Here is a 13850-nt window from a genome sequence, read left to right on the forward strand (position 1 = left end):
CTCAATCAGTTAGGTCTAGAGGGCCTAGTGAAAATTATATATGGGCAAGACTAACGCATAATCAGCCAGATTTGTGCATTTTTGTTGGCTTTGGCAATCAAACTGAAACTAACTAAAAATGCCCAATATTGCTCGATAACAAGTCAAGTTATGTCTAGTGGCTAAGATAGGCGATGGGTTACATAATACATTTTTATTGAAATTTCTCGTATTCAGTGTATACACAGGATTGAAGCACGGTGCTTCATGTGTAGGCGACAACCGAATTAGCCCTGAAGGGTTAGGATGCCGAAGATATAGTAGGCATCTGAGTAATTTGGACTCCGTTTACCGTCTAACCAATTGACGGTGATCGGAATTTGATATGCTTATACTACCAGAATTTTATACTGATAAGGACATTGCTCGGATTTTGAGAATGTCACCCGAGTGGGTTCGCGGTCAGCGCCACAAGCGCCGCAACGGACTACCCTGCACCCTTCAGCTTGAACCCCGCTATATTGGATCTTGCGCCCGATATCTTCGGGAGGATGTTGACGCATTTGTTGCCGCCCTAAAGGCACAAGGGTGATGGGCCAATATGCGGACGCTCAGCCTTTGGCACCGACCAAACTAAGGCCCGTCGTTTCCGAGCTACGAGGAGTGCGAGCCGATAACAATTTAGCGGTAGGAATCACTGCTGGCAGCGGCACGTTTTTCGATGAACAGATTGATTTGAAAGAACCTGAAGGAGCCGCCTTCACGGCTAAGATACTTGAGGTTTATGAAAAGGCAAACCCAAGGAAAAGAGCTTGGAAAACTGAGGACTTATCCAACCATACTTTACGAATTCGAAAGTTGCTTGCTAATGCGGTCAGGGCCTATTTCTTTCGTGATCAACGGTCGGTCCTTTATTTCCGCGGAGCGGACGTAGCAGCGTACAGAGAAAAGCCCTCATGGATGAGGCATGGGTCGCTTGGGGAGGTAGTGGATGCATTGGCGGGCGCTGGCCTCGTTCAAACCGTAACCGGGAAAAAGATGCCCTGGTACTCAAAAAGAAGCTCTACGGCATCTTCCTACGCGGCAACCAATGAGTTGGAACGCATTGCAACAGAAACTGGAGTTACAAGGCATTCGGTCGAGCAACGAATATCATCTGACAGGTTGATTCAACTGTTTGGTCCAAAGCTGCGACAGGAATTTAGCTGGATGAAGGGTGGATTAACTCAAGCGAGCAAAGGCGAAATTATAACATACGAGCCTACGGCTCAGAGACAGCAATGGACGGCGACTTTGGAGGCAATCAATGACTTCTATCGACAACAAGACATAGGGCTTGGTCTTTCCCCCGATGAACTCGCTCTATGGTTGGCCGAACGAAACGACGATCCTGAAAGAATTGGGGCGCCATACCGACTGCCGGAACTATTCAAGACGGACATTTACAGGGTATTCAACAATGGAGATGCCGACAATCCGAGGTTTGAAAAGGGCGGCAGATTGTTCGGTGGGTGGTGGATGTCGATTGGTGAAGAGTTGCGCCGAGCCATTACGATTAACGCACAGCCAACCGTAGAGATTGACTACGCTGAGTGTCACCCTCGGATGCTCTATCATAGGGCCGGACTAAGATGTGACGGCGAGCCGTACACGCTGCCTGAAATTGCAGCCTATGAGCGATCGACGGAAGTAGCGCCTCATACTTATCGTCCATACATAAAATGGCTAATGAATGTAATGATAAACTGTCGTGGGAGGCCAGAATTTGCTCTAAAGCCAGACGATATTGCAATGCCGCCAGACTTTACGGTTAGGCAAATAATTGGATTTATTGAAGCTAACCATAAGCCGATTGTTCGGGATTTCGGTACGGGTGTGGGATTAGATTTGATGCTAATAGAATCCGAGATTGCTTTGGCGATTGTCTCAGCTGCAACGGCTGAGGGTTGGCCTGTATTATCGGTACATGATTCCTTCATTACCACTGTCAATCAACGGGATCGTTTAGAGGCGTTGATGAACGATGCGTACATCCAACGATTTAGACAAAGGCCACTACTTAAATAGATTATATTCAATGAACGGTTGGGAATGGATTGGTCTAAACAAAAACCCTTGGGAGGATGTCTGACACCATTAATAGGAACTCATAACACTTGATGCTGATTACGATGTAAATCGTTTCATTTCCAGCATACAAAGTGGCGCATTCGCACTATGGGATTTGACCCGATTTAAGCCGTTATCAGCGTTATTTGCATGAGGCGCAGGGTGTTAGCTAAATCTGCCACTTTGCGCCTCAGGGGCCTCCGGGGAGGGCCTGACAGCAAGTTCACCGTACCCCAATATGATCGATCAGTGATCGCACTCAATGTGCCTTGGGCGCGTCTCGTAAGGCCTGCTAATTGTCAAACTTCAACCAAAAGGGGACTGTCCGGACCCGACAACATTACGGTCGTTTGTATGGTTTTGGTGTCTGTTTAAAGCCACCATTCGTTCAGCTTCCTCTTTTGTGCTGAAGCGGACCGTACGGTGTTGATCTTAAATTTTAACAATCAGACATGTCAGTTGACTTGTCCACTAAGGGGGCCAAAGGGCGAGGTGCGCCAACCGATGAAGAAATTCTTCCGGTACGGGGACCTGCTTTGGCAGCGTCAGCCTTGCCTTTTAAAGCCAGCAAATTTGCCTCGGCATCAGCAATGGTGTTGGGGCGGCTTGCAGTGTTAAGCCAGTAATAATGACGTGCGAACTTTTGGCTTCGTGCCCGTTTAGAATGGTTTTGCGGTGAATTGCCGTGCTAATTCCGTCAGCCAATCGGTTGCGCGTTGTCGCTCGGATTGAGAAGTTGCATGCAGTAACCTAGTCACATGACGTGACACGAACTGCGAAGGGCCACAATATGCCATTTGCCAGTCGGCGAGCAGCCGGCCCGTAATCGGCGTTTCGTCCACGACCACAACATTACTATGTCGTTTGTCAGTTTGGATACAAGCCATGACGGTGTGTATCGCTTCTCGCGGGCCTTCTAAAACTTGAGCGAAGTGTTGCCCTGTGAAAATGAGCGCGCCGGTCAGACCGGATAACGCGTTGTTGATTTGTGCATGTTCAACAATGCGCGACACCACTGACTGCGCGTCTGCCTCTTCAATGCGACTTTCGCTGACATATAATAAACGATACATTATTGCTCCTAAGACTGTTGAGCTCGCTCTGATATGGAAATTATCAGATACGCGCTCAGCGTCGCGTTAGTTTAATGCACACTGGGTTGGTAGGTCAAACTCGCTGCCGCGGCGCGAACCGGAAGCCAGACAGCAAAGCTAGTACCTTCGCCTTCAAGACTGGCAACGGCTGTCGCCCCTTCATGCAACTCAGCTAACCTGTGTACCAAACACGCTCCAAGGCCAACACCTTCAAACCGGCGTTCAAGGCCGCTATCGATTTGGCTGAAGACCTGAAACACTTTTGGCAAGTTTTGAGCGTTGATACCTATGCCACTGTCGTGAACGGTAAGCTGAATAAATTCGCTATAATCGCTGGCCGGCAGTGTGAACCCGAACTGAGGCTTATCACCCGCTATTTGGCCAACAGCGCTGCGCGGAACGCGGCACGCGTGGATGCGGACATCGCCGTCAGGCGCGCTGAACTTCACTGCGTTCGAGACCATGTGTTCAACTATTTTCTGGATTTTCCGCAAATCCAATTGGAAAACAGACGGTCCGCATCCCTCGTCAATATCCAATTCGATCCGGGGCGCGTCGAACTGGCGTTTCGAGTGCGCGATACTGTGGGCCAACACCTGCTTTAGATCGGAAGTTTCCATATGAAGCGACATCATTCCTGCATCAATTTGCGCGAGATCGAGAATATCGGTGATCAACTCCAAGAGATGCTGACCACTGTCATGGATATCCTGGATATATTCTTTCTGTCCTTCGGCTATGTTTCCCAGAATACCGCATAATAATGCTTCCGAAAAGCCGAGGATGGCAGTTAATGGTGTGCGCAACTCATGCGACATATTGGCAAGAAAATCTGCCTTCATTTGATTGGCACAGCTGACTTCGGCATTTTTTGATTCCAGATCATGCCTCATGCGCTTTAAATCCGTGGCATTACGTAATGTAGCGAATACTCCGACCGGATTGGTCTGGTGATCAAAGATTGGGGCTGCATTGTAGATGACTGAAGTGTCATCACCGGACCTGCTCTTTATTTCAAGCTCGACATTCGAGGCCCGACCTTCAGTTAATGCCCGGGCATACTCAATCCCAGCCCGAACAGTGTTAGGGATGAGATCAAACCAGTTTGATCCAATGAGCTCGGATCTTGTGCAGCCTGAGAGTTGGACCATCTCTTCGTTCACATCGGAAATGATACCCTGTATGTCTGTTACAACTATTGCGTCAGAATTAGCTTCAAAGAGCGCCCTACTGTAATATCGCTGCGCGTGAAGCGCATCTTGAGGAACGACACAGAAATGTGAAGCGGAATCGCTAATCCGTATATGGTGCACAGCTATCTCTCCCTCGTTGTAGCCTGAACGATCTGGGCGTGAGTGCAGCAGAAAATTCAGTATGCTCTTGAGTGCAATGCTTTGCTCCATCCGACATTCAAAACAATCTCGGGGTATTACGATGGGGAAACTACTATATGTTTGACGAATAATTAACCTTACGACGGCTGTGGATTGAGTAAATCAGTCATTCCGACAGATCTGGTGTCGTTAACGTCGGTTGACGAAATCACTTTGGTAAAGGCTCTCAAAAATATCCGCTCACTTTTAGAAAACGTTACCGCAATATTACGAGGTAGGCACCACCAGATACATGCGGCTAGTGCTTTCCCCCACGGGTCGCACCATGGGACGGCGGGTTTTAAAGATCCGCCGTTTCTATGCTTCCTTTCATGATCTCCCAACCAGCCGTTCCGCAGGTCCTGCGTAGGTCGATTTACCCATTCTTGTTTGATCACAGACCGTGTGTGCCATTATGGCCTTCGTTTTAATTTGCATGTTCCAGTTGCAGGTGCGATACCTCTGCCTATCGCGATGCGATTTCGCATAGCGACTGAGAGACCGATTGTGCTCCCCACTAAGGGAGAGCGTTGTGTCCGGATTAAACTCGGTTGAAAACCATAATGCAGCACTTGCAGCGTCACCGTATGCTGTAGTGAATGCGTCTGTTTATGTAATCGACGATGATGTTGAGATGCGGCGATCCTTACATACTTTGTTATCAACCGTAGGGGTCACCAGCTGGTCCTTCTCCTGTGCCTCGGATTTTTTGGACAACCTTAAGTCGTTAGAGCCAGCACCTATCTTGCTCGATGTTCGCATGCCCCAAATCGACGGAATACAATTGATAACTCTGCTTTTGGAGCGGGGAATAGGTTGGCCGATCATTGTGATGACCGCCCATGGTGAAATACCGATCGCCGTTGCGGCAATGAAACTTGGAGCCGTCGAATTTCTTGAGAAGCCTTTTGGATTTGAGCAGCTAAATTTTGCGATGCAAGTTGCTTTCGAAAAAATATCAGTCTTCTTGAGGCAAAACTCCATTCGGAAGGACGCGCTTCAGCGATTTGGATCGCTAAGCCCAAGAGAGACCGAAGTGATCAGAATTTTGACTAATGGTACTCCCAATAAAGTCGCCGCACACGCATTGTCGCTGAGCCCTCGTACAGTGGAGATGCACCGAGGCAATGCATTAGCGAAACTGCGCGTGAAGAGCCTGGCCGAGGTTGTGCACCTCGCAAATGAAGCAGGACTGGAGTTCAATTCACTGGCTAAGGACAATGATAATGTCGGTATCTGAGTCCGGTGTTAAGTTGGAAAGCCTCATTGACTGTGAAGAGCGTTCGCACCTCGTAAGGCTGGCAACCGAAGACACCATTTGGGATTGGGACCTAACGACCAATTTAGTGGAACGTAGCGCAAGAGCGGCAAAATTTGGTCATCCGGACTGGCAGAGTGATCCATCAATGGCATGGTGGGAACGCCACATCCATCCCGACGATCGCGAAGCGACTATAGCTGCGTTTGCAGACGCAGTGCATAGCGACGAAATGAGCGTCTCGGTCGAGTACCGATTTTGCAAAGCGGACGGTGATTCTGCCTATATTTATGACCGCGCGTTTATCATTCGCGATAAAGCAGGCTTAGCCACCCGAATGATTGGCGCAATGATTGACCTCACTGAACTCCGGCTGGTCAAGCTCTTGCTTCGAAAAACCGAAAACCGGCTCGCCTATTCCTCACGACTAAATGCAATGGGGACGATGGGTTCTATGCTTGCGCATGAACTTAACCAGCCGCTGACCGCGGCTGCCAATTACATCCGTGCATCCCGTCACATATTTGCGTCAGCACAATCAGATGACTTTGATAAAATCCATGACGCATTAGAGGGAGCAGAGCGGAACACTTTACGCGCGGGCGACATCATTCGTAAGCTCCGAGAACTAGTTACCCAGCGGGGCATTGTAGGCGCAGACAATTCGCTTGCTCAGTTAATCGACGATGGTTGCTCAATCGGTCTAAGTGAAGCAAAACCGAGAACAGTCATCGTTCGCAAAACTGTCAATCCATCTGATCTCAGCGTGTGGATAGATCGCACTCAGGTGCAACAGGTTATCATCAATTTGGTTCGAAACGCGGTAGAAGCGATGGAAAATGCAGTTAATCCCGAAATCATTGTCGATGCGCAAAGAGTTGGCAATTTTGCTGAAATAAGCATCAGTGACAACGGCACGGGAATTGCGGACGATGTTCGCGATGGCATCTTTTCAGCAATTATAACTACCAAAGCAACGGGAATGGGGATCGGCCTTTCAATAAGCCGCACCATTATCGAAGCACAAGGTGGCGAAATCTGGCTGGAATCATCAGCACCAGGCTTCACCGACTTTAGATTTACCCTCCCGTTATTCCAAATCAGCGAACAGAGAGAGCACATTGATGCTGATTAGCGATGTTTTGAGTACGCCTTGGCTTTGATCCGAGCAAATGTCAGCCATGTGGTGGAGTAAAATAGTGCCGATTTGTCCGAAACTGGGCGTAATGCTGTCCAGATCAACCTGATTAACAACGGCAGCTTTCGCTATGAAGCTGCTGAAAGTTGCCTGTCGCCTACCCACCTATAATCGGACCTAGACGGGTGGTCGAACGACGTCTGACAGCGGACGGGCAGTTAAAGTTAGACAATCACCAAAAGCGCCCTGTCAGCTAACGAAAACTTTTCTGTCATAGCGTAATCAATCGGCGGCACCTCAAGGCCGGCGTTGTATTGATCCAGTTTTTCGCGGTCGCTTCCTCGGATACCGCTCAGTATTGGGGAAGGAGATCGCGCAGCGGACTTGTCATCTTTCTTTTTGCTCCAGCTCTAACGACGATTTGCACTGTTCTCACCGACTAAAACCGACAACGCAATTTCCAATGAACCCAGATAAGTATTTTTTGAAATTTTTTATGTCGCGTCAGAGGCTAATTGTTATTCGTATAAAACGCGTTCAATTTCACCCCCCCCGTCTCCTATCGAAATTGAAGGCAAGACGAGTCGCCTTTGCCGGACGCCAATCAAGAGGACGGGTTTAAGCATAGTCAAAGTGGGGATGTAGTGGGGGACCAAATGATGCCAGCACGTATAGTGCATACAAGTCATTGAAATATATGGTGCCGCCTATAGGATTCGAACCTACGACCCCCGCATTACGAATGCGATGCTCTACCAACTGAGCTAAGGCGGCATATGGCGCTTTGGCCGAGGATTGTCGCATAGCCAGTTGCGTTTGCGAGTTCAAGTGGCCTTCAAGGCAAATATCCCGCTCGGCCGTGCGCACGCTAAACGATGCTGCACGGGCAAATGACATTACTCCTGTCAACGATGTACGTTCCGCAATCAGCGAAATCGCTTATGCCTGGGCTGCGCTCGCGAAATAAAGCGTGGGCCTAACCGCCCGGAAGCACCCAGCCAACGCTGATCTGCTTTGCCGCAAGCGGCACGTCAAGCCGCGCTTCGCTGAAGTCTATCTTTCCACCGGGGCCGATTGAACCTGCTTTCGCCTTCATTTTCCAGCTGTACACCGGCCTGCCGCTCGCATCCTTCAGCGTCACCAGCATTTCCGGTATAGACTGCTTCACGCCGGTCGGGTTCACGATGCTACCGCTTGCAATGAAATATGGCGTTCCATCCTCGCGCTCGTTCAGTTCAAGATTTTCATTCAAAACGATCGTCAAATCAGGCTCGGCACCGACATTAGCCAGGCCAATATTTGGCATGCCAAAATAGGAAATGGCGGCACCCGCTGCCGCAACCACCAGCGCAAATATAATCGCAACCAATGTCCAGATTTTTGCAGGATTGCGCCGTTGGCTAAATGGTGGCTCATAGGCAAAGCGGCTCTGCGTCTCTGCGTCATCGTCCGTTTGGATCGGCATAAGCGATGGTTCTACATACACCGCTGCTGGCTCGGGCGGAACGGCGCGTTCAGGCGCAAAACGTGGAAAAGCAGGCTGCGCCTCGTCTGTGGTGGCTTCGCCCGCAACAAATCTTGGCGCACTTTGCGTTGCAGCGAGTGCTTCAGGCGCGTCATCGTCCGCTGCTGTTTCGACCGGCGGTGCTGACGAAACAGAAACCGGGGTTTCTGGCGGCTCGTGCGCTGGCTGGGCAGCAATGTCGTCTGACGGTTGCCCTGCAGGCGCAACGGCCGAAGGTGCAGGTGCCATAGGCGGAATATTTCTAGCCTGAAACCAGCTATGTTTACAATTGGCGCAGCGTACTTGGCGACCGTCAATACCAACGGCATTGTCAGGGACAACATAGCGTGTGCGGCAGGATGGACATACGAGCAGCATCGCTGCGCATAAACATCAGCAGCCCCCGACTTGCAACCCTGCTGTCAAAAAATGCTGTGGACGGCGACGATATGGCGTCACATTTGTGAACGAATAGCCTTTGCCCCGTCCCCCGTTTGTGCCATTTGTGCCGCTAATGCAAAGCGTGGTGGAATTCGACAATGTGGGGCTTCGATATGGGACAGGCGCGGAAACGCTGACTGATCTCAGCTTTACACTGTACCCCGGAAGCTTTTATTTCATGACTGGCGCATCGGGCGCGGGAAAAACATCGCTCCTGAAATTATTATATCTGGCGCATCGGCCAAGCCGCGGAGCAATCCGTATGTTCGGGCATGACGCGATAACATTACCACGCAACAGGCTCCCGGGTTTTCGCCGCCGGATCGGCGTGGTTTTTCAGGATTTTCGTCTCGTCCCACATTTGTCTACGTACGATAATATTGCATTGCCATTGCGTATCGCAGGCATCCCGGAGCGCGAATTAAGAGGCCCAGTCGACGAAATGCTTGCCTGGATCGGTCTGTATGAACGGGCTGATGCGCGGCCAGCAATGCTGTCGGGCGGCGAACAACAGCGCGTTGCCATTGCCCGCGCAGTCATTGCGCGGCCTGAAATCCTGGTCGCGGATGAACCGACAGGCAATGTTGACCCGGAAATGGCATTGCGCCTGCTTCAGCTTTTTGCCGCGATGAACAAGCTTGGCACTACTGTTGTGGTTGCCACGCACGACATCCACTTGCTTCAGGAGGTCGAAGGCGCGCAAATGATGCGGCTCGATAAAGGCCGACTGTCTGACCCAACGGGCTCGCTTCGGCACCCGCCCCGGCCGCTGGTCCTCAAAAACTGATGCTCATGGACTTTGCCCTGCCAGCGCACGACCGCAAGCTGATCCCGGAGGGGCGGTTATCCGGCCCCATGCCATGGGTTATCGCCATCATGCTGTTCCTGACTTTACTTGTCGCTGCCGCCGGGCTCACGCTCGCCGATGCTGCCCGGCAAGGCGGGCAGGACCTCGCACGCCAGGTAACGGTTCAAATCATTGAGGCAGAGCCCGCCCAACGCGCTGCCAAGCGGGCCGCAGTCACCCGCAACTTGCGCAATTTTACCGGTGTGATGTCGGTCGAACCAATTTCAGATGCGGACGTGCGCACATTGCTTGAACCCGTTTTGGGCGCGGGCATCATGGACGCCGACATTCCGGTTCCCGCATTGGTCGACGTCCGCTTTGCCGTTGCACCGTCAAAAGCCACGCTGGATGGCCTTCGTGAAGCGCTTCGCCGTGTTGCGCCAGATGTTCGGTTGGATCCACATAGCAGCTGGATGGAACCATTTTATACCTTGATGAACATGCTGTTGTGGTTGGCAGGCGCAGTATTCATTCTGCTGTTGCTGGCAACATCTGCAGTGGTGGTGCTTGCAGTGCGCAGCACGCTGAACACCCACCGCGGGACGATTGAGATCATGCATATGATGGGCGGTACTGACGTACAAGCGGCTCGATTGTTTCAACGGCGGGTGGCACTAGACGCGTTGCTCGGTGGGTTTGTAGGCTTTTGTGCAGCGGCATTTATCATGGTTGCGCTTGGCCAGCGTTTTGCCGCCGCCGATCCAAGTCTGTTGTCTGGGGTGGCATTTCCAGTTTACGGTTGGGCTGTCCTTGCGTGCATTCCGCTTGCGGTAACGGCGCTTGCCATGCTTATGGCGCGTTTCACGGTGACTTCTGCGCTGAAGAAAATGTTATGATCAGACGGTTCCTTGCTTTCATATTGCTGATCTGGATGCTCGGCTTTGCCTGGTTCGCTTTGTTGTTGCCGCAGCCTGCACCAATTGCGCCCACCGATGTCGTTGTTGTGCTCACTGGCGGCGCGAACAGGATTGATCGGGGACTTGAAATCCTGCGATCGGGTAAATCCAAAAAAATGTTGATTTCCGGGGTCGACCGCGATGTAAAGCCGCCCGAACTTGCCGCACAATATCCCGGATCGGCAAAATATTTCCGTTGCTGCATCGTGCTTGGGTTTCAATCCGTTGACACACGTTCGAACGCGCTGGAGACGGCGGCATGGGCAAAGCGGAACAAAGTAACCAGTCTGCGGCTTGTTACGCATGATTGGCATATGCGCCGCGCGCGTTTCGAACTTGACCGGGCCTTGCCCAACAGCATCGCTATCACCAGCGACGCGGTATCCACGCAACCGTCGCTCGGCGCCCTGTTCAAAGAATATAACAAATATTGGTTGCGGGCGGTCGCGTCGCTTTTGGGGATCTGACGCATGATCGCGATGATCCGATCTGCCATATACATCGCCGTTTTTTACACCGGATCGGTGTTTTTCGTGGTCACGGCATTTGTCGCCCAGTGGTTTTCCATCCCGCTGATGCAATGGGCGGTGCGGGGATGGTCAAAATGGCAATATAGCTGCTACCGCAGGATATTGGGCATTCACGTTAAAATTGAAGGGCATTTGCCGGAAAAACCTGTGCTCTACGCGGTCAAACATGAAAGTATGTTCGAGACAATCGACATGCCGCGGATGTTTCACAAGCCCGCGGTCGTGACCAAGAAAGAGCTGTTTGACATTCCATTCTGGGGCGCTGCGGCGCGCGCTTACGGAATGATCCCGGTTGACCGCAACGGCGGCGCGGCTGCTTTGCGCGCGATGCTTGTTCTTGCTAAAAAGATGATATCCGAAGGACGGCCTATCGTGATTTTTCCAGAGGGCACCCGCGTTGCGCCGGGACACAAGCCGCCATTGCAGTCGGGCTTTGCAGGGCTTTACAAACTGATCAATTTGCCCGTTGTGCCTATAGCCGTGAATAGCGGGACTTTAAGCCCGCGCAAAACAGGAATCTGGAAATCAGGGGTGATCACTTACAAGGTCGGCGAGGAGATTCCAATTGGCCTGCCAAGGTCGGAGATCGAAGCGCGCGTCCACGCCGCTATCAATGCGCTGAACGTTTAAGGTCCTAATGCTTGCGCCCGAAATCAGGCGCGTCATCATCTTGTCCCTGCTCGACAATCGACCGCCGAATATTGCGCGTACGCGCGAATAACGCCTCCAATTCATCGCCCTTGTCATAGCGGATCGCGCGCTGCAATACGCTCAGGTCCTCGGAGAAACGCTGAAGCATCTCAAGCACCGCGTCCTTGTTGGACAAAAACACATCGCGCCACATCACTGGGTCGGACGCCGCGATCCGTGTGAAGTCACGAAAGCCACCGGCCGAATATTTGATGACTTCGCTCTGCGTGACGCCTTCCAGGTCGTCCGCAGTGCCGACAATGGTGTACGCGATTAAGTGTGGCAAATGGCTCGTCACGGCCAAAACCATATCGTGATGGCGCGCGTCCATAATCTCGACGTCAGCGCCTAGGCGCTGCCAAAAACTGCGCAAGCGTTCAACCGCAGCTTCGGGTGCATGCTCAGGCGGGGTCAATATGCACCAGCGGCCCTTGAACAAGGTCGAGAACCCCGCATCGGGACCGCTTTTTTCGGTCCCCGCCACGGGATGCGCGGGAATAATGATCGCGTTGGGCAGAACCGCTGCAAGCGCCTCTGCGACGCTTTGCTTGCACGAACCCACATCACTCACAACAGCATCTGCAGGCAAGTCAGCGGCGAATTCTGAGGCGACTGCACCCATTGCCCCCACCGGAACGCATAAAATGACAAGATCGGCGTCGGTGACTGATGCGCCGGCTGTGTCAGTCACATCGTCGCATATCCCCAATTCTATCGCCCGTTCGCGGACAGCCGGGTCGGCATCATGCCCCGTGATACGCACCGTCGGCATTTGCGCCCTGACTGCGCGCGCAACCGACGAGCCAATAAGGCCAAGTCCAATGATCGTCAGGCGCGCGAAAGGGAGCATTAAGCGTTGGCATCCAAAATCTTGCGCAAGGCAGCCATGACACCGCGATTCTCATATTCAGTGCCGATGGTAATCCGCAAGCCACTGCCAAGACCCTGACCCGGCAACCAGCGGACGATATATCCCTCGGCCATCAGTGCATTGTACGCGGTTTCCGCGCTACATTTGCCTTCAAACAATATCATCAGGAAATTTGCCCATGACGGAATGACTTTCAATCCGTGGTTCGACAAAGCCGCAAACTCAGCCGCCATCCAGTCGCGCCATTCGGCGTTATGTTGGCGACTGCGCGTGACAAAGTCGGTGTCGGCGAGCGCAGCAATTGCAGCTGCCTGGCCAGCTGTCGTCACGTTAAACGGCGCGCGGACACGGTTGAGCGTCGCGATGAGGCCCGGATGGCCATAGCACCAACCAATCCGCTCGGCGGCAAGGCCGTATATTTTGGAGAATGTGCGGGTAATCAGGACATTGTCATGCTGGCGCGCCAATTCAAACGCGGCTGGGCCGTCATCGTCCAGATATTCGCCATAGGCCTGATCAAGCACCAACACGCAATTGCCGGGCAAGCCAGCATGGAGGCGCGCGATTTCGGCGTCATCGCAACAGGTGCCTGTCGGGTTGTTCGGGTTTGCGACGAAAACGACGCGCGTCTTTTCCGTGACCAGCGCCAGCAGCGCATCAACATCGGTGCCATAATCCTTGTCTGGCGCGACGACGACGTTGGCCGCCGCCTTGCGTGCAGCGATGTCGTATACCGAAAAGCCATAACGCACATAAATGATATCATCGCCAGCGCCGGCATATCCCATCGCGATCAGGTTCAACAATTCATCCGAGCCTGTGCCGCAGACGATCTGGTCGCTTTCAATGTTATATAATACCCCCAATGCCTCGCGCAGCATTGTGCTGGCGGGGTCGGGATAGCGCGCAAGTGTTGCGCTATTTTCCGCCAAAGCCGCCGTGGCGTCCGGGCTGCAACCAAGCGGATTTTCGTTCGCAGACAGTTTGATTAAGACACGGCCGTCGTCCGACTTTGCTTTGCCGGGCGTGTAGGCACTGATGGCTTCGATCCATGGTTTGGCTTGAGGTGCGTTCATGTCCGCGGCCATAGCGGCGGCGGCACCGAAGCGCAACGTGTCGC

General features: G+C 52.4%; 13 protein-coding genes and 1 tRNA gene. 8 read left to right on the forward strand and 6 right to left on the reverse strand.

Annotated elements, in window-relative coordinates:
- The first annotated feature begins 364 nt into the window (after window positions 1-364).
- Together ACLL9E_RS05585 and ACLL9E_RS05590 are read left to right on the forward strand one after the other, a co-directional pair.
- Window positions 365-571, forward strand: coding sequence for a helix-turn-helix domain-containing protein (locus ACLL9E_RS05585; RefSeq protein ID WP_411290753.1), 207 nt, complete (start codon window positions 365-367; stop codon window positions 569-571).
- Entirely contained in the window at window positions 568-2046 is a 1479-nt protein-coding gene (locus ACLL9E_RS05590; RefSeq protein WP_411290754.1) for a hypothetical protein, read from the forward strand. Before ACLL9E_RS05585 ends, ACLL9E_RS05590 begins: the two co-directional genes overlap by 4 nt.
- Before the next feature lie 701 nt (window positions 2047-2747).
- On the opposite strand, the gene ACLL9E_RS05595 is transcribed toward ACLL9E_RS05590, so the two are convergent.
- Together ACLL9E_RS05595 and ACLL9E_RS05600 are read right to left on the reverse strand one after the other, a co-directional pair.
- Window positions 2748-3161 carry a BLUF domain-containing protein gene (locus ACLL9E_RS05595; RefSeq protein WP_411290755.1) on the reverse strand — a complete coding sequence of 138 codons (414 nt, stop codon included), beginning with the start codon at window positions 3159-3161 and terminating at the stop codon, window positions 2748-2750.
- Between the two features lie 71 nt (window positions 3162-3232).
- Window positions 3233-4585, reverse strand: a complete 1353-nt coding sequence (locus tag ACLL9E_RS05600; protein ID WP_411290756.1) for a histidine kinase dimerization/phospho-acceptor domain-containing protein — start codon at window positions 4583-4585, stop codon at window positions 3233-3235.
- A 502-nt stretch (window positions 4586-5087) separates the two neighbouring features.
- Here ACLL9E_RS05600 and ACLL9E_RS05605 point away from each other — a divergent pair.
- Complete coding sequence (locus ACLL9E_RS05605) at window positions 5088-5795, forward strand: response regulator transcription factor (RefSeq protein WP_411290757.1); 708 nt, start codon at window positions 5088-5090, stop codon at window positions 5793-5795.
- Window positions 5776-6948 carry a sensor histidine kinase gene (locus tag ACLL9E_RS05610; RefSeq protein WP_411290758.1) on the forward strand — a complete coding sequence of 391 codons (1173 nt, stop codon included), beginning with the start codon at window positions 5776-5778 and terminating at the stop codon, window positions 6946-6948. The genes ACLL9E_RS05605 and ACLL9E_RS05610 overlap by 20 nt, the downstream gene beginning before the upstream one ends.
- A 701-nt stretch (window positions 6949-7649) precedes the next feature.
- On the opposite strand, the gene ACLL9E_RS05615 is transcribed toward ACLL9E_RS05610, so the two are convergent.
- Together ACLL9E_RS05615 and ACLL9E_RS05620 are read right to left on the reverse strand one after the other, a co-directional pair.
- Window positions 7650-7725: transfer RNA gene (locus tag ACLL9E_RS05615), tRNA-Thr, on the reverse strand.
- A gap of 202 nt (window positions 7726-7927) precedes the next feature.
- Window positions 7928-8833 (reverse strand): MJ0042-type zinc finger domain-containing protein, encoded by a 906-nt coding sequence (locus ACLL9E_RS05620; RefSeq protein ID WP_411290759.1) that lies wholly within the window; start codon window positions 8831-8833, stop codon window positions 7928-7930.
- Window positions 8834-8969: 136 nt separating this feature from the next.
- On the opposite strand from ACLL9E_RS05620, the gene ftsE reads away from it, so the two are divergent.
- The 4 genes from ftsE to ACLL9E_RS05640 are packed head-to-tail and all read left to right on the forward strand — an operon-like array spanning window position 8970 to window position 11799.
- Window positions 8970-9683 carry a cell division ATP-binding protein FtsE gene (gene ftsE / locus ACLL9E_RS05625; protein ID WP_411290786.1) on the forward strand — a complete coding sequence of 238 codons (714 nt, stop codon included), beginning with the start codon at window positions 8970-8972 and terminating at the stop codon, window positions 9681-9683.
- Between the two features lie 5 nt (window positions 9684-9688).
- Complete coding sequence (locus ACLL9E_RS05630) at window positions 9689-10579, forward strand: cell division protein FtsX (protein ID WP_411290760.1); 891 nt, start codon at window positions 9689-9691, stop codon at window positions 10577-10579.
- Window positions 10576-11106, forward strand: coding sequence for a YdcF family protein (locus tag ACLL9E_RS05635; protein WP_411290761.1), 531 nt, complete (start codon window positions 10576-10578; stop codon window positions 11104-11106). The genes ACLL9E_RS05630 and ACLL9E_RS05635 overlap by 4 nt, the downstream gene beginning before the upstream one ends.
- A 3-nt stretch (window positions 11107-11109) precedes the next feature.
- Window positions 11110-11799 (forward strand): lysophospholipid acyltransferase family protein, encoded by a 690-nt coding sequence (locus ACLL9E_RS05640; RefSeq protein ID WP_411290762.1) that lies wholly within the window; start codon window positions 11110-11112, stop codon window positions 11797-11799.
- A 4-nt stretch (window positions 11800-11803) separates the two neighbouring features.
- On the opposite strand, the gene ACLL9E_RS05645 is transcribed toward ACLL9E_RS05640, so the two are convergent.
- Together ACLL9E_RS05645 and hisC are read right to left on the reverse strand one after the other, a co-directional pair.
- Complete coding sequence (locus ACLL9E_RS05645; protein ID WP_411290763.1) at window positions 11804-12709, reverse strand: prephenate/arogenate dehydrogenase family protein; 906 nt, start codon at window positions 12707-12709, stop codon at window positions 11804-11806.
- On the reverse strand, window positions 12709-13806 hold the full coding sequence (gene hisC / locus ACLL9E_RS05650) for a histidinol-phosphate transaminase (protein WP_411290764.1): 1098 nt from the start codon (window positions 13804-13806) through the stop codon (window positions 12709-12711). The genes ACLL9E_RS05645 and hisC overlap by 1 nt, the downstream gene beginning before the upstream one ends.
- Window positions 13807-13850: the final 44 nt, after the last annotated feature.

Origin of the sequence: Sphingorhabdus sp. (assembly GCF_046596595.1) — a bacterium.
In the GTDB taxonomy this organism is placed as follows: domain Bacteria; phylum Pseudomonadota; class Alphaproteobacteria; order Sphingomonadales; family Sphingomonadaceae; genus Sphingorhabdus_B.

Excerpts from the sequence above, each read along its gene's own strand:
- ACLL9E_RS05645 (WP_411290763.1), bottom strand. The coding sequence starts at position 12,709 with ATGCTCCCTTTCGCGCGCCTGACGATCATTGGACTTGGCCTTATTGGC.
- ACLL9E_RS05630 (WP_411290760.1), top strand. The coding sequence starts at position 9,689 with ATGGACTTTGCCCTGCCAGCGCACGACCGCAAGCTGATCCCGGAGGGG.
- ACLL9E_RS05595 (WP_411290755.1), bottom strand. The coding sequence starts at position 3,161 with ATGTATCGTTTATTATATGTCAGCGAAAGTCGCATTGAAGAGGCAGAC.
- ACLL9E_RS05600 (WP_411290756.1), bottom strand. The coding sequence starts at position 4,585 with ATGGAGCAAAGCATTGCACTCAAGAGCATACTGAATTTTCTGCTGCAC.
- ACLL9E_RS05620 (WP_411290759.1), bottom strand. The coding sequence starts at position 8,833 with ATGCTGCTCGTATGTCCATCCTGCCGCACACGCTATGTTGTCCCTGAC.
- ACLL9E_RS05635 (WP_411290761.1), top strand. The coding sequence starts at position 10,576 with ATGATCAGACGGTTCCTTGCTTTCATATTGCTGATCTGGATGCTCGGC.
- ACLL9E_RS05640 (WP_411290762.1), top strand. The coding sequence starts at position 11,110 with ATGATCGCGATGATCCGATCTGCCATATACATCGCCGTTTTTTACACC.
- ACLL9E_RS05610 (WP_411290758.1), top strand. The coding sequence starts at position 5,776 with ATGATAATGTCGGTATCTGAGTCCGGTGTTAAGTTGGAAAGCCTCATT.
- ACLL9E_RS05585 (WP_411290753.1), top strand. The coding sequence starts at position 365 with ATGCTTATACTACCAGAATTTTATACTGATAAGGACATTGCTCGGATT.
- hisC (WP_411290764.1), bottom strand. The coding sequence starts at position 13,806 with ATGAACGCACCTCAAGCCAAACCATGGATCGAAGCCATCAGTGCCTAC.
- ftsE (WP_411290786.1), top strand. The coding sequence starts at position 8,970 with ATGCAAAGCGTGGTGGAATTCGACAATGTGGGGCTTCGATATGGGACA.